This window comes from Kribbella sp. NPDC058245, assembly GCF_042882005.1.
Lineage (GTDB): Bacteria > Actinomycetota > Actinomycetes > Propionibacteriales > Kribbellaceae > Kribbella.
On sequence record NZ_JBHVWY010000006.1, the window covers coordinates 36,386 to 58,096 of the forward strand.

General features: G+C 68.0%; 16 protein-coding genes. 7 read left to right on the forward strand and 9 right to left on the reverse strand.

The annotated features are described in order from the left end of the window. Nucleotides 1–49 precede the first annotated feature (49 nt). The 5 genes from paaI to ACFVWG_RS15190 all read left to right on the forward strand — a co-directional run bounded on the left by paaI (nt 50) and on the right by ACFVWG_RS15190 (nt 4,608). Nucleotides 50–478 carry a hydroxyphenylacetyl-CoA thioesterase PaaI gene (paaI, locus tag ACFVWG_RS15170; RefSeq protein WP_391543877.1) on the forward strand — a complete coding sequence of 143 codons (429 nt, stop codon included), beginning with the start codon at nt 50–52 and terminating at the stop codon, nt 476–478. After that, nucleotides 475–1,680, forward strand: a complete 1,206-nt coding sequence (pcaF, locus tag ACFVWG_RS15175) for a 3-oxoadipyl-CoA thiolase (protein WP_391543878.1) — start codon at nt 475–477, stop codon at nt 1,678–1,680. The genes paaI and pcaF overlap by 4 nt, the downstream gene beginning before the upstream one ends. A 16-nt stretch (nt 1,681–1,696) precedes the next feature. Then, on the forward strand, nt 1,697–2,992 hold the full coding sequence (gene paaK, locus ACFVWG_RS15180; protein WP_391543880.1) for a phenylacetate--CoA ligase PaaK: 1,296 nt from the start codon (nt 1,697–1,699) through the stop codon (nt 2,990–2,992). A gap of 349 nt (nt 2,993–3,341) precedes the next feature. Next, entirely contained in the window at nt 3,342–3,854 is a 513-nt protein-coding gene (locus ACFVWG_RS15185) for a DinB family protein (protein WP_391543881.1), read from the forward strand. Nucleotides 3,855–3,981: 127 nt separating this feature from the next. After that, the gene (locus ACFVWG_RS15190; protein WP_391543882.1) at nt 3,982–4,608 is read left to right on the forward strand and encodes a TetR/AcrR family transcriptional regulator; all 627 of its coding nucleotides are present in this window, start codon (nt 3,982–3,984) and stop codon (nt 4,606–4,608) included. On the opposite strand, the gene ACFVWG_RS15195 is transcribed toward ACFVWG_RS15190, so the two are convergent. Beyond that, nucleotides 4,595–7,858 carry a BTAD domain-containing putative transcriptional regulator gene (locus ACFVWG_RS15195; protein ID WP_391543884.1) on the reverse strand — a complete coding sequence of 1,088 codons (3,264 nt, stop codon included), beginning with the start codon at nt 7,856–7,858 and terminating at the stop codon, nt 4,595–4,597. The genes ACFVWG_RS15190 and ACFVWG_RS15195 overlap by 14 nt on opposite strands. A 55-nt stretch (nt 7,859–7,913) precedes the next feature. Here ACFVWG_RS15195 and ACFVWG_RS15200 point away from each other — a divergent pair, with 55 nt between their 5' ends. Then, nucleotides 7,914–9,257: a serine hydrolase domain-containing protein gene (locus tag ACFVWG_RS15200; protein ID WP_391543885.1), complete on the forward strand. Its 1,344-nt coding sequence runs from the start codon at nt 7,914–7,916 to the stop codon at nt 9,255–9,257. 223 nt (nt 9,258–9,480) lie between these two features. On the opposite strand, the gene ACFVWG_RS15205 is transcribed toward ACFVWG_RS15200, so the two are convergent. The 5 genes from ACFVWG_RS15205 to ACFVWG_RS15225 form a co-directional block, all read right to left on the reverse strand. After that, a complete protein-coding gene (locus tag ACFVWG_RS15205; RefSeq protein ID WP_391543886.1) occupies nt 9,481–9,624 on the reverse strand; it encodes a hypothetical protein in 144 nt (47 codons plus the stop codon). Between the two features lie 207 nt (nt 9,625–9,831). Then, nucleotides 9,832–10,641 carry an ABC transporter permease gene (locus ACFVWG_RS15210; RefSeq protein WP_391543887.1) on the reverse strand — a complete coding sequence of 270 codons (810 nt, stop codon included), beginning with the start codon at nt 10,639–10,641 and terminating at the stop codon, nt 9,832–9,834. Then, complete coding sequence (locus ACFVWG_RS15215; RefSeq protein WP_391543888.1) at nt 10,638–11,624, reverse strand: ATP-binding cassette domain-containing protein; 987 nt, start codon at nt 11,622–11,624, stop codon at nt 10,638–10,640. The genes ACFVWG_RS15210 and ACFVWG_RS15215 overlap by 4 nt, the downstream gene beginning before the upstream one ends. A gap of 131 nt (nt 11,625–11,755) precedes the next feature. After that, complete coding sequence (locus tag ACFVWG_RS15220) at nt 11,756–13,072, reverse strand: nitrate/nitrite transporter (protein WP_391543889.1); 1,317 nt, start codon at nt 13,070–13,072, stop codon at nt 11,756–11,758. Continuing rightward, the gene (locus ACFVWG_RS15225) at nt 13,069–13,770 is read right to left on the reverse strand and encodes a GntR family transcriptional regulator (protein WP_391543890.1); all 702 of its coding nucleotides are present in this window, start codon (nt 13,768–13,770) and stop codon (nt 13,069–13,071) included. Before ACFVWG_RS15225 ends, ACFVWG_RS15220 begins: the two co-directional genes overlap by 4 nt. Before the next feature lie 294 nt (nt 13,771–14,064). On the opposite strand from ACFVWG_RS15225, the gene ACFVWG_RS15230 reads away from it, so the two are divergent. Further along, nucleotides 14,065–15,513 (forward strand): S8 family serine peptidase, encoded by a 1,449-nt coding sequence (locus tag ACFVWG_RS15230; RefSeq protein ID WP_391543891.1) that lies wholly within the window; start codon nt 14,065–14,067, stop codon nt 15,511–15,513. Nucleotides 15,514–15,611: 98 nt separating this feature from the next. Here ACFVWG_RS15230 and ACFVWG_RS15235 read toward each other — a convergent pair whose 3' ends face one another. From ACFVWG_RS15235 to ACFVWG_RS15245, 3 genes are all read right to left on the reverse strand, one after another. Further along, nucleotides 15,612–16,442, reverse strand: coding sequence for an EamA family transporter (locus tag ACFVWG_RS15235; protein ID WP_391543892.1), 831 nt, complete (start codon nt 16,440–16,442; stop codon nt 15,612–15,614). A gap of 106 nt (nt 16,443–16,548) precedes the next feature. Next, the gene (locus tag ACFVWG_RS15240) at nt 16,549–18,957 is read right to left on the reverse strand and encodes an NPCBM/NEW2 domain-containing protein (protein WP_391543893.1); all 2,409 of its coding nucleotides are present in this window, start codon (nt 18,955–18,957) and stop codon (nt 16,549–16,551) included. 188 nt (nt 18,958–19,145) lie between these two features. Further along, nucleotides 19,146–21,452, reverse strand: coding sequence for a M4 family metallopeptidase (locus ACFVWG_RS15245; protein ID WP_391543894.1), 2,307 nt, complete (start codon nt 21,450–21,452; stop codon nt 19,146–19,148). Between the last annotated feature and the right edge of the window lie 259 nt (nt 21,453–21,711).

Here is a 21,711-nt window from a genome sequence, read left to right on the forward strand (position 1 = left end):
TAATCGGGGCTAGGGTGTAACAAACTCCTTCCTGAAGGGGCAATCAGACATGGGCGACGACCTGGCGAACCGTGTGGCCGCGGCGATGTGGGCGGAGGACACCGCCAGCGCCGGGCTGGGCATGCGCCTGGTCGCGGTCGGGGACGGTACGGCGTCGGTCGAGATGACGGTTCGCGACGACATGACGAATGGCCACGGGATGGCCCACGGCGGCTTCGTCTTCAGCCTGGCCGACTCGGCGTTCGCCTTCGCCTGCAACTCCCGTAACCAGGTCACCGTCGCGCAGGCCTGTGACATCGTCTTCGTCGCACCCGCCCACCGGGGCGACCTGCTCGTCGCCGAGGCGGCCGAGCGCACCACCTTCGGCCGGAACGCGATCTACGACGTAACGGTCCGCCGTGGCGACGACGTGATCGCCGAGTTCCGCGGCCGCAGCCGTCAGCTGTCTGGCACGATCATTCCTGCGGAGGATGTATGACGAGTGAGGCATTCCTGGTCGACGGCGTCCGGACCCCGATCGGCCGGTACGGCGGCGCGCTCGCGACCGTCCGCCCGGATGACCTGGCCGCGCACGCGATCCGCGCACTCATCGCCCGGCACTCCACGCTCGACCCGGCCCTGATCGACGACGTCATCCTCGGCTGCGCCAACCAGGCCGGCGAGGACAACCGCAACGTCGCCCGGATGGCGGTCCTGCTCTCCGGTCTCCCGGTCGACGTTCCCGGGACGACGATCAACCGGCTCTGCGGCTCCGGTCTGGACGCCCTCGCCTATGCCGCCCGGTCGATCATTGCCGGGGACAACGACGTACTGATCGCGGGTGGCGTCGAGTCGATGTCGCGGGCACCCTTTGTGATGCCTAAGGCAACGACAGCGTTCTCCCGGCAGGCCGAGGTCTTCGACACCACCATCGGCTGGCGGTTCGTGAACCCGCTGCTGCAGAAGCAGTACGGGATCGACTCGATGCCGGAGACCGCGGAGAACGTTGCCGCCGACTACAACATCTCCCGCGAGGACCAGGATCTGTTCGCGCTGCACAGTCAGCAGCGCGCGGCCAAGGCCCAGGCGAACGGCCGGCTGGCCGAGGAGATCGTGCCGGTCGAGGTCCCGGGCAAGCGCGGCGCAGTGACCGTCGTCGACACCGACGAGCACCCGCGCGAGACCACGCTCGAAGCACTGGCCGGGCTCAAGACGCCGTTCCGCACTCCTGGCACTGTCACCGCCGGCAACGCGTCCGGCGTGAACGACGGCGCCGCCGCTCTGCTCGTGATGAGCGGCGCGATGGTTGAGCGGCTCTGGGTCACACCACTGGCCCGAATCGTCGGTACGGCGACCGCCGGCGTACCGCCGCGGATCATGGGGATCGGGCCCGCGCCCGCCACCCGCAAGCTTCTCGCCCGCACTGGTGTCTCGCTGGAAGACATCGGCGCGATCGAGCTGAACGAGGCCTTCGCCTCACAGTCCTTGGCAGTCCTGCGCGACCTCGGTCTCCCCGACGATGCCGAGCACGTCAATCCGAACGGCGGCGCCATCGCCCTGGGTCACCCCCTGGGGATGTCCGGTGCCCGTCTCGCCCTCACCGCCGCCCTGGAGCTTCGCCACCGCGATGCCGGGTATGCGCTGGCCACCATGTGTATCGGCGTCGGACAGGGCATCGCGACCCTGCTGGCCCGTCCTTAAGCGCGGAGGAATACAGATGCTCGGTGATGCGTGTCCCGAGGAGCTGCTGGACGCCGGTGAGCGGCTGTCCGTCGACGAGCTCCGGTCCCGCCAGTTGTCATTGCTGCAGGCAACGGTCAGGACGACGTACGAGAACGTCCCGCACTATCGGAACGCCCTGGACGAGATCGGGTTCAAGCCCGGTGATCTGCAGGAGCTGTCCGATCTGAGCCGGTTGCCGTTCACGGCCAAGAAGGATCTGCGGGACAACTATCCGTTCGGGATGTTCGCCGTACCGCAGTCCGAGGTGTCGCGCGTGCACGCCTCGTCCGGTACGACGGGTCGCCCGACCGTGGTCGGGTACACCAAGCAGGACATCGACACCTGGGCCGACCTGATGGCGCGCTCGATCCGGGCGGCCGGCGGGCGTGCGGGCGACGTCTGCCACGTCTCCTACGGCTACGGCCTGTTCACCGGCGGCCTCGGCGCGCACTACGGAGCCGAGCGGCTCGGGTGCACCGTCGTACCGATCTCCGGTGGCATGACCGAGCGCCAGGTCGATCTGATCCGCGACTTCGGCGCCCGGATCATCATGGTGACGCCGTCGTACTTCCTGTCGATCATCGACGAGATGGAACGGCGTGGCATGGACCCGCGCGACACCCAGCTGCGGATCGGCATCTTCGGCGCCGAGCCGTGGACCGAGCAGATGCGCACCGAGGTCGAGCAGCGCACCGGCATGCACGCCGTGGACATCTACGGCCTGTCCGAGGTGATGGGCCCGGGCGTCGCGCAGGAGTGCGTCGAGTCCAAGGACGGCCTGCACATCTGGGAGGACCACTTCTACCCGGAGATCATCGACCCGGTCACCGGCGAGGTCCTGCCCGACGGCTCCGAAGGCGAGCTGGTCTTCACCTCACTGACCAAGCAGGCCTTCCCGGTCCTTCGCTACCGCACCCGCGACCTGACCAAACTGCTCCCCGGTACGGCGCGACCGAGCCTGCGCCGGATGGAGAAGATCACCGGCCGTACCGACGACATGATGATCGTCCGCGGCGTGAACGTCTTCCCCACCCAGATCGAGGAACAGATCCTCCTGGTCGAGGGCCTCACCCCGCACTACCTCTGCGTTCTCACCCGCCCCGGCCGGATGGACGAACTCACCGTCCAGGTCGAAGCAGCCCCCGACCTCACCGACCGCGCCACCGCGGCCGCCAAGCTGTCCCGCCGCATCAAGGACCGCGTCGGCGTCACCGCCAAGGTCGAGATCGTCGACCCGCACGCCCTGGAACGCTCGCTGGGCAAGGCGAAACGCATCAAGGACAACCGCTGAGGGCGGACCTGCATCACCGTCCAAGTGCGTTCCGGAGCCGTCCGGCACGGCGTGCTGAGCGTGAACGACGCGGGTCCCGCGCTGTTAGACGGTGATGGCGGTCCGCCGTCAGACCAGCAGCTCGGACTGCGAATCGGCCAGCGGAGGCACTTGGTGAGTGGCGCAGGTCCGCCCCCGATAAACCTTGGCGCCTGAGCACGGCTCCGTTGTAGCGTGCAGCTCTACGCGGAGGGAGGTGAGCACGGTGTTGCAAGGCCCCATCGTGCTGTCCGACCACCGCACCCGCGGCTGAGGTCGGGTGGCTCCCCGTTCACAGGAGCTTTCGAATGAACTTCAGCAAGCAGGCCGCATGAGGCCGCCACTCGCCGGCGACGAGCGCGAACAGCTCGTTGGCTGGCTCGACCACCTGCGTTCGCTCATCCGCGTGAAGTGCGAAGGACTGAGCGAAGTCGACGCCCATCGCGTGGTGCTGCCGACCTCGCCCCTCACCAACGTTGCCGCTCTGGTCGCGCATCTGCGCTGGGTGGAGTACAGCTGGTTCCAGCAGAACCTCGGCGGCGTTCCCGACACGGGGCAGACCCCGTGGACACCGGATGGGCATCCTGACGCCGAGATGCTGGTGGACGACGTACCGCTCGCGCAACTGCTCGACGAGTACGAGGCCGAGAACGCGCGCTCGAACGCGGTCGTTGCCGCAATGGAGCTCGGCGACCTCGAAAAGGCCGTCGTACGGGACAGCGGACAGGCGTCCGTGCGGTATGTCCTGTGCCATCTGATCGAGGAGACAGCCCGGCATCTCGGGCACCTCGACATCGTCCGCGAACTGCTCGACGGCGGGGTCGGCTACGAGTCGATGAGCTGACTGGTTTCCAACCAGCGGGCCGGTCGTCGTGGCGTGCTTCGGCGCGACGACCGGTACCGGTACCGGTGCCGCCAAGGGGTGGATAGGATGTCCGGGATCTGGCACGGGGTAGCCGACAAGAGGTGCAATGAGGGAACCCTCCGTACGCCGTTATTCCGGGCGATCGGTCGAGGAGTGGAAGGCTGCGCGCCGGGAGCGATTGCTGGCCGCGGCATTGGAGTTGTTCGGGACCGAAGGGTACCCGGCGACATCGGTGGAACGCCTGTGTACACAGGCGAAAGTGTCCACTCGGCACTTCTACCACGAGTTTCAGAACAAGGAAGCCGTGCTGCTCGCGGTGCATGCGCAGGTGATCGAGCTGACCGTGCGGAACACCGGGGACGCGATCCGGGCGACCGACGGCCGGCCGGTCCGGGAGCGGATCACCGCGGCGGTCGACAGCTACCTGAAAACCATCATGGCCGATCTGCGCCGGGCGCGGATCTCGTTCGTCGAGGTGGTCGGGACCAGCCCGGCCGTCGAGGAGCAACGGATCGCGTTCCGGGACCTGCTGATCGCGAGTGTGCGTGACGTCGGGGACAGTGCGGCGGCCAAGGGCGAGATCGAACGCCGGGACTTCCGGTTCGTCGGTCTGAGTTTCTTCGGGGCGGTGAACGCGGTCGTCTACGACTGGATGCTCGCCGACCCGCGACCGCCGGAGCAGAAGGTGCAGAAATCCCTGCGGGACCTGGCGATTCAGCTCATGACGAGCTGAACCGCTTACGCAGTTCGGCGAGGGCGTCGTCCCGCGTCATCGCCGCGGCCGCGCCGTACGCCGTCTCGAATCCGTCGTCACCCAGCAGCTCCCGCAGCTGTTCGGTGGCGGCGCGGACGTCGGCGTCCGGCAGGCTCCGCATCCCGCGCAGCGCGGCCGCCAGACCGAGAGTCCGCGCGCCGGCCTCCGCCTCGCCGTACGCGAGGTCGATCTCGGCGGCGGTGTCGACGATCGTTGCGGTGATCGGCATGTCCGAGCTGCCCAGCGCGACCTCGACCGCCCGGCGGTTCAGGTCGCGCGCCGACTCCAGCTCGCCACGACGCAGCGCGATCCGGCCGGACTGCGCCAGCAACATCGCCCTGCCGTGCGGGGCCGTCTGGTCCCAGCGGTCACCCATCATTGTGTCGGCGCGATCGATCAGTGCCTTCGCCTCGTCCAGCCGGCCGGCCCGCAACTCGATCCGCGAGAAGCCGAACAGTGACATCGCCTCGCCCTCGCGGGAGCCGTTCTCCTCGGCGATCCGCAGCGCCTGCTGCTGTGTCGCCCGGGCGCCGTCGATGTCACCGAGCTCGAGCTTGCTGATCGAGGCCGCACCGAGCAACTGCCCGATGCCTTCGGTGGTGCCGAGCTCGGCGAACAACTGCATCGACTCGTCGAGTGAGTCCAGCGCGGCCCGATGCTCACCGCGGGCGGCCTGCAGGCTCGCCAATCCGCGCAGCGCCATCGACGTGCCCCAGCGATCGCCGATCTCCCGGAAGCCTTCGAGAGCGACCCCCAGATCAGCGTCCATCTGGACTGGTTCGCCCTCGTTGTCGCGGAACATCGCGAGCAGCAATGCGGCCATGTGCCGGGTCCACGGTTCCGGGTGGTCACGCGCGGCCTCGAGCTCGCGGAACGACGTCGCCGTGTCGCGCCGGAGCGCTGCCCACATCGCGTTGACGAACCGCCCGACGGCCGAGTCGCGGACGATCTGGTGCTGCCGCGACAGCAGCCGGACCTGGGCGAGCGCCCGCAGCGCCTTGGGAATCATCGCCGCTTGGTCTTCCTCGGCGGACATGGTGCCGAAGGCAAGCATCATCAAGGTGATCGCCCGCTCGACCGGCACGCTCGGTCCCGGTACGGCGAGCGCTGCGCGCATCCAGCCGACCGCCTCGGACGGGCGACCGCTCATGTTCCAGAGCTCGGCGAGCACGGAGACCATCTGCACCGAGTTCCGCGCCGAGCCCGAGTCGATCGAACTGCGCAGGGCATCGGTCAGGTTGTCGTGGTCCGCCTTCAGCCTCGCGATCCATTCGACCTGCGCCCGGGTCCGGAGATTGGGCGCGGCCTGGCGCAGCAACCGACGGAAGTACTCGGTGTGCGCCTGCCGGAACCGATCGCGCTCACCGGCCGCCGTGAGCTGCTCGGCGCCGTACGCGCGAACCGTCTCCAGCATCCGGTAACGCACCGACCGCTCACCGGAGACGGCCTCGACGAGCGATTTGTCGACAAGAGAAGCCAGTACGCCGAGCACCGCCTCCGCCGGGAGGTTGTCGTCACTGCACACCCGCTCAGCCGCTCCCAGCGTCGCGCCACCGGAGAACAGCGAGAGCCGGCGAGCGACCGCCTGCTCGTCGTTGTCGAGCAGATCCCAGCTCCACTCGACGACGGCCCGCAGGGTCTGATGCCTGGGCAGTGCAGTCCGTGAACCACTGGTCAGCAGGCGGAATCGGTCCGCGAGCCGATCGACGATCAGCTCCGGAGTCATCGCCCGCAGCCTGGCTGCGGCGAGCTCGATCGCCAGTGGCATCCCGTCCAGCCGACGGCAGATCTCGGCGACTGCGATGCGGTTCCCGTCGGTCAACGCGAAGTCCGGGCGGACGGCGCGGGCCCGGTCGACGAAGAGCTGGATCGCGGCGAACTCATCACCGGAGGCATCGATGGGTGGCAACCCCAATGGTCCAACAGGATGCAGGTGTTCACCCGGAATGCTGAGCGGCTCGCGGCTCGTCGTCAGCACGCGCAGTCGCGGACAGGCCGCGAGCAGGGAGTCGACCAGCCCGGCAACCTCCTGAACCAGGTGCTCGCAGTTGTCGAGCACCAGCAGGATCCGGCGGTCCGCGATCACCTCGACGAGCCGGTCAGTCGCGGCCCGGCTCGCCCGCAGCTGCTTGGGCACGAGACTCGACGCCGGCACGACGTCGACGTACTCACTCGCACCAAGAGCCGACAGTACGGCGGGGGCCACGTCGGCCGCGTCGCCGAGTGGCGCGAGCTCGACGAACCAGATGCCGTCACCGCTCTGCTCCACCAGCGTCCGACCGGTCTCGGTGGCCAATCGAGTCTTGCCTGCTCCACCAGGTCCGACCATCGTGACCAGGCGCGTGCCGTTGCTCAGCAGGCGACTCAGCTCGGCGACGTCTTCACGACGGCCGACGAAACTCGTCATCGGCGCGCGCAGGTTGCTCCGCGGCTCGGCCGGCATCGGCGCCGGGGTGGCGGCCGCGACCGGGTCGACCGCATCGCCACGCAGGACTGCGACATGGAGCTCACGAAGGCGCGCGCCCGGGTCCGCGCCCAGTTCGTCGGCGAGCGTCGTACGGACTCGCTCGTAGGCCGACAGTGCCTCGGCTTGGCGGCCATCGGCGTACAGGGCTCTGATGAGGAGTTCGTGCAGACGCTCGCGGAGGGGATGCGTGGCGGCGAGGCGCTCGAGCTCGGTGATCAGGTCGCGGGCGCGACCGCAGGCGACCGCGGCTTCGGCGAGGTCCTCGGCCGCGCCGAGCCGGAGCTCGGTCAGCCGGTCCGCTTCGATCGCGACGAACGGGAGGTCCCGCAGATCGGCGAGGGCTTCACCGCGCCAGAGCTTGTCGGCCTGGGAGAGCAGCGCGTGGGCTTGCTCCGGTTCGGAGCTCAGCCGCGCGCGACCGCGTCGTACCAGGTCTTCGAACTGCTGGGCGTCGACGCAGTCCGGGCCGATGGTCAGCGTGTAGCCGGCCGGGCCGGACTGGATCGAGATGCTCGACTCGGTCGCCGGAAGGCTCGAGCGCAACCGGGAGACGAGCGACTGCAGCGCGTTGGCGCTGGGTGCTCCGGTCCCCCACAAACCGTCGACCAGGGTCTCGACGCTGACCGGCTTCCCCGCGCTCAGCGCGAGCCTGGCCAGCAGCCCGCGCAGGCGAACTCCGCGGACGTCGAGCGGAGTCCCGTCTGCCGCCCACATCGCGAGAGGACCGAGCACCGCTATGCGCACCACACCAGCCTCGCACATGACGCGGTCCGTGCACTCTGCCTTTTGTCATCTCGCTCGCTTATTGTCGACTGTCGTGACCGAACTCGCTGCGCAGACGCAGACCGCCCTCACCCAACTCGTCGCCGAACGCCAGGCCAAGGGCCGCGTCCCCTCAGTGGTGGGCGCCGTCGCCCGCGCCGGGTCGCTGGCCTGGTCGCACGGTGCCGGCTCCGCCGATCTGGCGACTCCGGGAGTGCCGCCGACCGCGGATTCCCAGTTCCTGATCGCCTCGCAGAGCAAGACGCTGACCGCGGTCGCCATCCTGGCGCTGCGCGACGAAGGCAAGCTCGGCCTCGACGACCCGCTGGAGACGCACGTACCGGAGAGCAAGCACGGTGGCGTCACCATCCGGCAGATGCTCAGCCACGCGAGCGGCATGCAGCGCGAGCCCGTGGGCGACGTCTGGGACCTGATGAAGTTCCCCGACCGTGACGAACTGGTCGCCGGCTGGAACGAGGCCGACCGCATCGGCAAGCCGCACCACCGGTTCCACTACTCGAACCTGGTCTACTCACTACTCGGCGAGGTCGTCGCCCGCCTCGACGGCAAGCCCTGGTACGACGCCATCAAGGCCCGGATCCTCGATCCGCTGGAGATGCGCCGTACGACGGTCGGCATGGACGGTGGTCCGGCTGCGACCGGTTATTACGTGCCGCCCTTCACCGACGTACCGGTGCAGGAACCGCTGCTCGACCTCAAGGCGATGGCCGCCTGCGGTGGTCTCGCCAGTACGGCGGAGGACCTCGCCAAGTGGGCCATGTTCATCGCGAACCCGGTCTCCGAGGTGCTGTCGGCAGACACCCTCGAAGAGATGTGCCAGGTCCAGATCATGGCCGACACCGCCCGCTGGCAACTCGCCTTCGGCCTCGGCTTCATGCTCTTCCGCCAGGACAACGAGCTGTACGTCGGTCACGACGGCGGCATGCCCGGCCACATCACCTCGACCTTCGTCCACCGCGCCTCCGGCACCGCCGGCATCTGCCTGCAGAGCTCCACCTCGGCCCCGGCCCCCTCGGCCCTCGCCATCAGCCTGATCAACAAGGTCCTCGACACCGACCCGCTCCCCGTCGACCCCTGGCTCCCCGGCACCCCGGTCCCCGCCGAACTCACCGGCGTACTCGGCACCTGGTTCACCGAAGGCTCCCCCTTCACCTTCACCGTGAAGGAAGGCGTCCTGCACGGCAAGTCCCCCGCCGCCGCCGACTGGCAAGCCCCCGCCGTCTTCGAAAAGGTCGCCGACGACACCTACCGCACCGTCTCCGGGCGCGAGACCGGCGAACTCCTCACCATCACCCGAGACGCCACCGGAACCCCCGTTAAGTTGCACTGGGCAACATACCTCTGCACCCGCGAACCCCTCGCCTTCGCGGAGCTCTGACCCCGGCAGGTTGCCTGCCGGAACGGGGTCGGCTAGGCTCTGATCATTCCCCCAGTTGCTTCGGTGGCTGGGTGCGAGGCCCCACTCCGGTGGGGCTTCTGCTTTTACCAGCCCTCCGGTTTCCGGATGACGGCTCCGGAGTCCCCGACGACCCGATCCGGGAACTGGCTCGCGCCCAGCACACCCGCCCGAATCTGCTTCGCGAACGTCGGTCGGCAGGTCATCAGTCGCTGGCTCGCCACCGGCTGCGGATTGAGTGAGGGAGCAGCAACGCACACATCCGCTCGAGGTTCAGCCATTTGTACGGTCGGCCCTTGAGAGAGCCGTAGTACAAGTTGAACCCGTCGATGTAAACGTTGATCCGCATCGGTCAAGCCTAACCAGGAATTCGACGGAGCCGGACCACCGGAATCCCTTTGTGGACAAAGAGTTCCTGTCCGCTCGGGGCATGCCCCGAGACGCCACCGAAACCCCGAAACCATCTGATGGGTTACCCCATCAGATGGTGGGCTTTGGACCCGCATGCGGGTGGGGAACCCACAAGCTCGTGGGTGAACCCATCAGGTGCGTTCGGTCAGGTGCGGCGGCGGTAGGCGCGGATGGCCAGCGGGGCGAAGATCGCTACCAGGCCTACCATCCAGGCGAGGGTGACCAGGAGTGGTTTTTGGATGGCGCCGCCGCCCATCAGGGCGCGTTCCAGGTCCACGAGGTAGGAGATCGGGGTGTACTTCGCGAACGTCTGGAGGAAGGCGGGCATGGTGCTGGTGGGGGCGAAGATGTTGCTGCCGAAGGTGAGCGGGAACATCACCAGGAAGGCGATGCCCTGGACGCCTTGGGCGGTCTTCATGGTGAGGCCCAGCCAGACCCAGATCCAGCACATGGACAGGGCGAAGCCGAGGACCATCACGAGTCCCAGCAGGCCGTAGCCGACACCGTTGTCGAAGCGGAAGCCGAGGGCGAAGCCGGTGGCCATCAGGATCACGATCGAGAGCATGTAGCGGACGGCGTCGCCGAGGACGGCGCCGATCAGCGGGGAGATGCGGGCGATCGGGAGACTGCGGAAGCGGTCGAAGACGCCTTTGGCGAAGTCGTCGTTCAGGCCGACACCGGTCCCCATGGTGGAGAAGACGACGGTCTGGACGAGCAGGCCGGGGAGCAGCCAGGGCAGATAGCCCTGCCAGCCCTGGCCCTGGTTCATCGCGCCACCGAAGACGAACAGGAACAGCGTCAGGAAGATGATCGGCTGGAACGTCACGTCGGCCAGGGCCTCGGGGTTCTGCCGGATCCGGACGATGTTGCGCCAGGCAAGGGTCAGGCTCTGCTGCACCCAGGCGAAGGGCCGGGACTTGTACGTCGATACGTTCTCGATAGTTGCCGTGGTCATCGGCTTGCTCCTTCCAGGATGTCGGCCGGGCGTTCTTCGGCGGCATGACCGGTCAGGGCGAGGAAGACCTCGTCCAGGCTGGGCAGCCGGAGTGCGAGTTCAGTGACGGCGATACCGGCTTCGTCGAGCCGGCGGACGACGACCGGCATCGACGTACCGTCGGTGACCGGTGCGCTGACCAGTGCGTTCACGACGTCGACGCTCGGCCGGACGCCGACTGCTTCGGCGACGATCGCGGCGACGCGTTCCAGGTGGGCGGGCTCGGCCGGACGGACGTCGAGCGTCTGCTTACCGGCTTGCGCCTTCAGCTCGGCAGGACGGCCGGACGCGACCACGCGGCCCTTGTCGAACACCATCAGCGAGTCGGCCAATGCGTCGGCCTCCTCCAGGTACTGCGTGGTGAGCAGCACCGTGGTCCCGTCCAGGACGAGATCGCGGATCGTCTCCCAGACGCCGTTGCGGGCGTGCGGGTCCAGACCCGTGGTGGGCTCGTCGAGGTACAGGATGCGGGGGTTGCCGACCAGGCTCGCGGCCAGGTCGAGCCGGCGCCGCATGCCGCCGGAGTAGGTCTTCGCGATCCGCTCACCGGCGTCGGTCAGCTCGAACCGCTCGAGCAGTTTCTCGGCGCGGTTCCGGGAATCGGCCCGCGACATCCCGAGCAGCCGGCCGATCATGACCAGGTTGCGGCGGCCCGACATGTCTTCGTCGACCGACGCGTACTGCCCGGTCAGCCCGATGATCCCGCGCACCTTGGCGGCGTCGCGGACGACGTCGTACCCGCCGACCGTCGCGTGGCCGGCGTCGGGACGCAGCAGCGTGCCGAGGATCCGGACCGCCGTCGTCTTGCCCGCGCCGTTCGGCCCGAGCACCCCCAGCACCGTCCCGGTCGGGACGGTCAGGTCGACCCCGGCCAGCGCAGTCGTGTTTCCGTACTTCTTGACCAAGCCGACCGCCTCGATGGCGACCTGGTTCGATGCAGTCATCGATTCCTCCCAGTGGTGTTGCTTCTCACTGGGATTACCTTGCGCCTGGTCGCTGTCACGGGCCTGGCATCGCTCTGGCAGGCCCGCGACAGCTGGTGTCAGCCCTGACTGGGTGTCAGCCCTGACTGGTGTCAGCCCTGGATGGGGACGACCTTGTTGGCGAGCAGCGCCTGGTAGGCCTCCGGGTTGTAGCGGGCCAGGTGACCACGCGCCCGGCGGCGGTACTTGAGGATCTGCCGGATGCCGATCGCCCACAGCACGTACTGGAAGGCCAGCGCGTACTTGAAGTCACCGATCGTCTGCGGAGCGCCACCGGACGAGGCGTCCAGCAGGATCCCGACCATGCCGATGCAGATCAGCGTGGCGATGAAGCCGCCGGTGTTCACCATTCCGTTGGCCGCCCCGAAGCGGTTGCTCGGGTTAAAGGTCCGTGCGTAGTCCAATCCGAGCATCGACCCGGGTCCACCAGCCGCCTGTACGACGATCAGCAGCAGGAGTACCGGCATCGGGGCCTGACCCGGCCAGAGCAGGACGACGGTCCACATCAGCACCGAGCCCGCGACAACCGCCAGCACGATCCAGGACCGGTAGAACGGGAACTTAGCGGCGTACCGGCCGACCAGCGGTCCGTAGCAGAGCCCCGCGAGCACAGGGAGGATCAGCATCGCCGCTGCGGTCCCGGGCGCGACGCCCTGTCCCTGCACGAGGAACGGGTAGCCCCAGAGCAGGCCGAACGTGCTGCCGGAGAAGCTGGTGGTGAAGTGCGTCCACAGGCCCAGCCGGGTACCCGGCTCGTTCCAGGCCCGGCGGAGGTTCTTGCGCACCTCGGTGACCGACTGCTTGGGCCGCCGCAGCGGCTCGTCGTACGGGGTGTTCTTCATCAGCAGCAGTACGGCGACGCCCGCGACCAGGCTGAGGACACTGGCGCCGGCGAACGTCGGGGTCCAGCCGAAGGCGTGGAAGGCAGCGGCCATCGGAGCGGTCGAGACGATCGCACCGATACCGCCGAGCATCCCGGTCACCTGCGACATCTGTGGCTGCCGGAGCGCGGGGAACCAGGCCATGACGACGCGCAGCACGCTGATGAAGACCAGTGCGTCACCCACACCCAGTACGGCGCGCGCAGCGAGCGCCGCCGGGTACGAGTCGACCATGCTGAACGCGGACTGCGCCACGAACAGCAGTCCGGACGCAACGATCAGCAGCCGCTTTGAGCCGTACCGATCGAGCAGTACGCCGACCGGCACCTGCATGGCGGCGTAGACAGTCAGCTGTACGACGGTGAAGCTGGCCAGCGCGGATGCGGAAATGTGGAAGCGTTCTGCCGCCTGCAGCCCCGCCACACTCATCGAGCCGCGGTGCAGCACGGTCACCAGGTAGGTGAAGACAGCAGTGGCCCACACCGCCCAGGCGCGCCGTCCGCCCAGGGGGAAGAGGAGTTCGGTCACCGAATCCCCCGCAGATCCGCCGCGGCGGAATCGATGTGGGCGACAACGAGCTCACGGAAACGCTTGGCGCTGTTCCCGCCGAGCGCCAGGATCATCTCCTGGTGCGCGATGATCGACTTGTCCATCCGGGCCGGCTGCACCTCGATACCGGGCACACCCATCCGCACCTGGCGGTCCCGCAGGCTGTTGTAGAGCTTGGCGAGAATTTCGTTGCCTGCGGCACCGACAATCGCCTCGTGGAAGGCCCGGTCGGCCTCCAGGAAGCTCTTCGCGTCCCCGGCCTTGCGGTGCGCGCGCATCTCGTCGACGCGCGCCGACAGACTCTCGATCAGCTGCTTGCGGCGCGGCCAGACCTTGGCGGCCGCGTGCGTCTCGATCAGCTCGCGTGCCTCGAGCACGTCGTTGATCTCCTGCGGCAGCACCGGCAGCACCAGCGCGCCCTTCTTCGGGTACAGCTTGACCAGGCCGGACTCCTCCAGCCGCAGCAACGCCTCCCGGACCGGAGTGCGCGATACGCCGACCGCAGTGGCCAGCTCGCCCTCCGTCAGCAGCTCCCCACCGGGGTAGACCCGGTCCAGGATCGCTGCCTTCACATAGGCGTACACGCGCTCAGCGGCAGGGATCTTCTCCACACCCGGCGCTGACTCGACGACCACCCGAGCGATCTCGGCGGTTTCTTCCCCCAGTTCGAACTGCAACTACCTCACCCAACGACTAGCTGTGCACTGAAACATACGGTCGGTATCTCTGATGTATCTATCCTACACCCACAGGCAATCCACCGCTCGTCCCCAACTTCTCCACGAGTTATCCACAGGGTGATCCACATGATGTGGGTAACTGAGCGTGAACCGTCGCACGATCGGTAGTGACAAACGCAGGGTTTCCCCTGTCTTGTGGACAAACCAGACCACTTGCCGGTGATCGGATTTAGAGTCACCAGTGATTGCGCCTGGACCCGTCCGCTCCAGGCCCCGCCATCTGGAGGCAGCGTGACCCGTTTGTCCCGACCCCGCCGGCTGTCCGCCGGCCTGGCCGCCACCGCCCTCGTGCTGACCACACTCGGTGCAGCTACCGCCGCGAGCGCCGTACCGGCCCCGACGGCTGCTGCTGCCGAGCCTGGCCCGCTGATGAACTACGTGGTGAACACCAAGGCCTCCCCGGGCCATGTCCGGAAGGTCGAGAACGCTGTCAAGGCCGCCGGTGGCACCGTCCTGGTCTCCTACGGGCAGATCGGCGTCGTCGTCGCCCAGTCGACCAACCCCGACTTCAAGACCGCGCTGAAGTCGGGCCGCGACGGCCGAGAGGTCCAGTCCGTCGGCGCCACCCGTACGGCGGCCGTCACCGACGGCACGACCGCGACCTCCGCCGCGGCCCCGGCCGGTGCGGCGTCCGAGCTCGAGACGGCGGCGACTCCGGTCCCTGACCCCCGTGAGAGCGAGCAGTGGGACCTGACCCAGATCAAGGCGGACCAGGCCCACGCGATCACGGATGGCTCCCGCAAGGTCCTGGTCGGCATCAACGACAGCGGTGTGGACGACGCCCACCCTGACCTCGCGCCGAACTTCGACGCCAAGGACTCGGTGAACTGCACCACCAACGGCGTACCGGACCGGACTGTCGGCGCCTGGCGCCCGACCACCAGCGACCACGGCACGCACGTGGCCGGCACGGTCGCCGCTGCCCGCAACGGTGTCGGCATCGTCGGCGTCGCGCCGGGCGTGCGGATCGCCTCGGTCAAGGTGGTGAACGACAGCGGCTTCATCTACCCGGAGTACGCGATCTGCGGCTTCATCTGGTCGGCTGAGCGGCACATGGACGTCACCAACCACAGCTACTTCATCGACCCGTACGAGTACTGGTGCAAGGACGGTGCCGACCAGGGCGCGGTCCAGGAAGCAGTACGGCGGGCCGTGGCGTACGCGACCGACAGCGGCGTACTCGCGGTCGCAGCAGCCGGCAACTCGAACTACGACCTGGCCAACAAGACGACCGACACCGGCAGCCCGAACGACACGACGCCGGTCACCCGGACGATCGACAACAACTGCCTGAACATGCCGACCGAGCTCCCGCACGTGATCACCGTGGCCGCGTTCCAGAAGGACGGCACCCGCGCCGCCTTCTCCAACTTCGGCCTGAACAAGATCGACGTGACGGCGCCCGGCCGGACGATCCTGTCCACCCTGCCCGGCGGTGGCTACGGCACGAAGAGCGGTACGTCGATGGCCTCGCCGCACGTCGCCGGCGTCGCCGCACTGATGAAGTCGGCACACCCATGGTGGGGCCCGCTGCAGATCGAGTCCGCGCTGCGCAAGCAGGCCGACGACGTCGCCTGCCCTGCCGTCATCGACGCCCGCTGCACCGGCACCACGGCGAACAACGCCTTCGCCGGTGAAGGCCTCGTCGACGCGCTGGACGCGGTCAAGCGCGGCTGGTAACCCCTGATCGGAGTGGGGGTCTCCCGCCCGGGACCCCCACTCACTCAACGTCCGAAGATCCGCAGTACGTGGTCGGCGTGTTTTCGGACGTTAGCGAATTAGTTGAGACTGATCAGCACGATGCCGGCGACGACGACCGCGGCCGCGATCGCGCGGCGCGGGCCGAAGCGCTCGCCGAAGAAGACGGCGCCGATGAGCGCGCCGAAGATGATGCTCGTCTCCCGCAACGCGGCGACCTCAGCCAGGGTGCCCCGGGTCTGTGCCCACAACACCAGCCCGTAGGCCACCATCGACACGGCACCGCCGCCCAGCCCGGACAGCACAGCAGCCCGCGGCAGCCGCAGTACAGCGGTCCCTCGCCAAGCGACGACCGCCACTGGCATCACGAACCCCTGCAGCATGAAGACCCACCCCAGGTAGGTCAGCACCGGCATCTTGTGCACCGCCAGCCCGTCGACCACCGTGTACGCCGCGATCATCACCCCGGTTCCCGTGGCCGCTGCCAACGCCGGCACCTGCCGCCGCCCGGGCCGCCCGATGAACACCAGCGCTATCAGCCCGGCCGACACCAGCAGCACGCCCGCCAGCACCGCCGGCGCCAGGGTCTGCTGCAGAACCACGACCGAGACCACAGCCACCACCCAGGGCGACGTACCGCGGGCCAACGGATACATCTGGCTGAACTGCCCCAGCTGGTACGACGTCAGCAAGCCACCGAAGTACGCCAGGTGCAGCACCGTGGACCCGACGATGTACCACCAGGTTCCCGCTGGCGGCAGTCCCTGCACGAGCACGATCCCCAGCCCGATGACCCCCGTGGCCAACGCCATCCACGCCACCCCGGCCGACCGATCGACCGCTCCATGCGCCATCGCGTTCCACGTCGCGTGCAACACCGCAGCGCCCAGCACCACCAGGATGACCACCACTGCTTCACCCTCTCACAAAGGTGAATTGGTCCGGACCTACAGGTCAGAACCCGCCGGACAACGCCGTCGAGTGTTCCCGACGGCGTGGCTCCCGGCCAATGATTTGTCAGCTGCAGGTGACCTCGGGGTTGAGCCAGTCGGCGTGGTCGTAGTCGACCGAGCCGGCCGAGTCGAGGCGCAGCTCCAGCGTGGTGACGTTGGCGAGGTTGGCAGTGAGCGGTACGGCGGGGCCGGCACCGGTCGCGTCGGCCTGGGCCAACCGGGTGCTGTCGCCCCAGACCTCGAAGTGAACCTGACCGCGGTCGGCGACCTCGTCATCGATGCCGACGGCAACAGTCAGGGTGGAGCAACGCTTGCCCAGGTAGAAAGTGATCGAGCCGTTGGCGTGTGCGCCCAGTCCGGAGGGGTAGACGGTGCCGGCCACGGTGAGCGGCTGACCGTCACCGGCGGGCTGCTCGCCGTTCGAGCGGTTGCGCTCCACCGGTCCCCAGCCGTTGGTCATAGCGGTCCAGGGCCGGTCGCCGAGCTTGGACTTGCCCGCGGGCGGCGGCGTACCGACGCAGGTGAGCTCAGGAGCCAGCCAGTCGGCGTGGTCGAAGTCAGGCGAGCCCTTCGGGTCGACGACCAGCTCAACGACCTGTACGCCGGTCAGGTCGGCGTTGAGCGTGACAGCTCCACCAGCACCAGTTGCAGTGGCCTGCGTGAGCCGGGTGCCGTCAGCCCAGATCTCGAACTGCACCTCACCCTTGTCGCCCACCTCATCGTCGATACCCGCCTTGGTGGTCAGCGTGGTGCACTGCGCGTCCAGGAAGTACCCGACGCGACCAGGTGCGTGTACACCAAGGCCCTTCGGGTACACAGTCCCCGCAACGGTCAACGGCTTGCCGTCACCGGCCGCCTGCTCACCGACACTCATGTTGCGCTCCACAGGTCCCCAGCCGTTGTCGGCGTAGACCCATGTCCCGTCGGAGAGCGTCGTACGGCCGAGCGCCGGTGGATTGGCCACCACGAACCTGCCAGCTCCGGCGCCGTTCTGTGAACTACCGTTCCACGTCCAGCTCGCACTGGTGGCCAGAGCGACCGGACCGAGCGCTGGGTTGTTCGCAGCAAGGTGCCAGGTGACCGACCCGGACTGCCCAGCACCGACAGTGCCCAGCTCCGTCGAGCCTTCCGGAGTCGCCGTCCAGGCAGCCGGTGCGGTCAGGGAGATCTGCGCACCGGTCACCGCTGTCGGACCGTCGTTGTGCAACTGCGTCTGTACGTCGACCCGTCCCGCAGTCGACACGTAAGCCTTCGCCGGAACCGCCTCGGGTACAACCATCGGCGCCACGTCCGCAGCAACTCCCGGCGTCACGCGGAACATCGCAGCGTCGTGTGAACCGACCTGTGCCCGCACATTACCCACAGACGCCCGTACGGCGTTGCTCCACAGGTCTTTCACCGTGTACGCCGATGACGCGGGCAACCCGAGCGCAGAGGCCGTCGTACTGATGGTGGCAGTGTTCGGTGAGCGGTTGAGCAGGACGACCGCTGCACCACCGTCGGACAGCTTCTTCGACCACACCTCGATGTCACCGTCGTCCCGGAGCTTGGCACCCTGCCGGCCGGCCCAGTCCTGATTGACCGCGACTACGTCGGGATCGGTGAGCAGGTCGCGAGTCGACGCGGGCATGGAGCGCAAGTCGTTGCCTGCAACGAGAGGCGCGTTCATGATCGACCAGAGGCTCATGTGGGCGCGGCTCTCGGCGTACGTGAGACCGCTGTTGCCGACCTCGAGCATGTCGGGGTCGTTCCACGCGTTGGGGCCGGAGTACTGCTCCAGTCCGACCTGCTGGTCCAGCAGGGACATCACACTCGACCAGTTGTTGGCGATGTCGCCAGTGGTGCGCCACATGTGGCCGCCGGCGTTGGCAGCCCACAGCCATGGCTGGTTCTGACCCCACTCGCAGATGCTGTAGAGGATCGGGCGACCGGTGGCCTGCAGGGCGTCAGCCATGGTCTTGTAGCGCGTAGTGGCCGGGATGCCGTTCTGCTCACCACAGTTGTCGTACTTGAGCAGGTCGACTCCCCAGCTCGCCCACGACTGCGCGTCCACCGTCTCGTGCCCGAGGCTGGCCGGAAGCCCTTGGCAGGTGTGGGATCCCGCCGACGAGTAGATGCCGAGCTTCAGCCCCCGCGCGTGCACGTAGTCGGCGACAGCCTTGATACCGCTCGGGAAACGGCCCGGGTCGGCCTGCAGCCGCCCACTCCCGTCCCGCTGCGGCGCCATCCAGCAGTCGTCGATGTTCACGTACTTGTAGCCGGCAGCCGCCATCCCGGACGACACCATCGCGTCGGCGGTGTCGCGGATCAAACCCTCGTTGATGTTGCAGGCGAAGGTGTTCCAGCTGTTCCACCCCATCGGTGGAGTGGACGCGATATCCGGTTTGGCTTGTACGGCGGCCTGGGCCGCGCTCGGCACGAGGGTCGCGGACAGGACCAGACCGAGCAGGGACGCGAGCAGACGTCGGCGCATGAGGGGACTCCATCTGTGGGTGGGGCGGCACTCACTGCGATGGAAGCTACACGCGTCGTCACCCGCCGACAAGACATGTAGGCCCACAAACCAACAGATTCCGTCAGGATCGAATGGTCTTCAGCAGCTTGTGGACAAGGCGAGGCCCCGGTAACCAACCAGATGGTTACCGGGGCCTCGCAGGCAGGTCAGCTCAGGTTGAGGGCCGTGTCGTCAACGACGAACGACGTCTGCAGGGAGCTGTCTTCGGTACCGGTGAAGGTGATGGTCGACGTCGTGCCCGCGAGGGACGAGACGTCGAAGGACCGCAGGGTGTAGCCCGTGGCCTTGTTGAGGTTGGAGTACGTGGCCAGCGTGGTGGCGCCCGCCTTCACCGTCAGCTTGTCGTACTGGACCGTGGTGGTGGTCTCAGCCGAGTCGATGTGCAGGTAGAAGGACAGGGTGCCGTGGCAGCCGGCCGGGATGGTGACGGACTGGCTCAGCGTGTCGGTGTGAGTCGTTCCATAGCCATCGAGCCAGGCGTTCTTCGTCCCACCGTGAGTCGGTTGACCGGCGTCGGAGCCGATCACCCCGGCCGAGGCCGTCCACGGTGCCGCAGTGGCGGACTCGAAGCCCGGGTTGCCGATCACCTGGCCGGAGCAGCCCCCGCCGCCACCGGTGATGGTGAAGGTGAAGGAGGTGCTACCGGATCCACCGGCACTCGCGGTCGCCGTGGCGGTGACGTTGAAGGTGCCTGCGGCGGTCGGCGTACCGGAGATGGTGCCGGTCGAGGAGCCGATCGTGACGCCACCCGGGAGGCCGGTGGCCGACCAGGTGTACGGCGCGGTGCCGCCGGTGGCCGACAGCGTGAACGACGCGATCGCCGTACCGACGACGCCGGACTTGTTGCCCGGGTTGCCGACGGTGACGCCACCACTGGTGCTGCAGGTCGGGTCAGCGCTCTGCGCCGGAACACTCACCGCGTCCCACGCCGCCTTGACGGTGTTGAACTCGGTGCAGCTGCCCGGGAACAGGTTCTTGGCCGCGGTCAGCGTCCAGGTGCGGTACTTCAGGTACGAGCTGCTGCTCGTCTTCATCAGCATCGCGTTGTACATGATCTTGATGGCCTTCTGGATACCCAGACCGGTCACCGTCGAGCTGTTGCAGGTCGGCACGTTCGGGTTACCGCCACTGCCCTGGGACAGCATGGTGAACCAGTGGTTGCCGGGTCCGGCCGCCGCGTGCACCTCGGTGCCCGGGATCGAGCTCGAGTAGCAGTTCGGGTCGCCGAGCTGCGACGGGTCGTACATGTTCCGGATCGGGCCGCTGCCGACCAGGTTGACCTCTTCGCCGACCAGGAAGTCCGGCGGGTCGTACGACGCGCCCTGGTTGCTGTAGAACTCGGTGGCCGCGCCGAACGTGTCGGCGACGAACTCCTGCGTTCCCGATCCCGAGATACCACCCGGGGTGTGGTCGTCGATGCCGTGGCCCATCTCGTGCGCCAGGACGTCGATCGAACCGATCCAGGCGCCGGCGGTGTTCTTGCCGATCTGGACCTGCGAACCGTCGTAGTACGCGTTCTGGTCGTTCAGGCCGACGCGGATCGGCCAGGCGCCGCCGGCGCCGTCCATGCCGTTACGGCCGAGCCAGTCGGTGAGCATCTTCTTCTCGGTCTGCGCGGCGAAGAGCGCGTCGACACAGCCCGTCTCCCGGCTGGTCCCGACCCCGTTGCCCCAGACGTCGTCCGGGCCGCTGAAGGTCGTGTTGTTCGCCGCGTCCTGGCAGGCCAGGTTGGTGGTGACCGGGTCCTTCATGGTGAAGGTGCTGCCGGACTGCGTCGTCGCCAGGGGCAGCGGGGCAGGCCCGCTGTAGGCGCCGGTGCCGGTGCCGGCCATCACGTGCTCCTTGGTACCGAGCACCTTGCCGCTGACAGCATCGACGTACACGGAAAGGCTCGACGGCTCCTCGCCGTTGCTGCCGCTGACGCGAGACTGCCAGGCCAGCCGCGGCGTACCGCTGAGGGCATAGACGGCAAGCGTCGGGGTGGTGCTGGAGGTGACGACCTTGAGTTGCTTGGTCGCGGTCGCCTTGGCGGTGGCCGCGCTGATGCCGGACTTCGTCGCGAGTTCGGGAATCGCTGTGGTCTGTGCGACGGAGGTGGCCTTGACGGCGCCTTGCGCGTCGGTGACAACGACGAAGTCACCGCCGATGACCGGCAGGCCCTTGAACGTGCGCTCGTACGGGACGTACTGCAGTCCGGACGGATCCGAGATGACTGGCTTGGGGACAAAGGTGTCGCTCTTGCCGGCATGCAGTCCGGCGAAACGATCCGCCACCAGCGACGACGCGGACTGGGCCGCGAACGTCTTCGACTGGGCCTGTGACGGCCTTGGCGGGGGTGCCGCACTCGGCACGGCACTGGAGGCCGTGGTCCCCAGCGCAGCAGCGGTAGCTACTGAGAGGCCGAGGATCGCGAGAGCGGTGGCGGGCTTACGGGAACGCTGAAACAAGACCATCGGTGTGGTCCCTTCGCGAAATGGTGCTGGGCGGATCGCGCAACGCCGGGCCTGCAGACGGTTGCACCAACTCCGCCTGGAACGCTCCGGCTCCCCACCCGACGTACTGCCCCTCCCCTTCCATTCACATCCGATGGAGCGTGCGGACGGACACTATGCCCGCGCATTTTCTCCGGCAAGGCGCGGAAATGCCGCTGACACCAACACGCCAAGTGGCGACGTTGTCACCCTCCGGACATCGCTTTCCCAGCCCTATTGG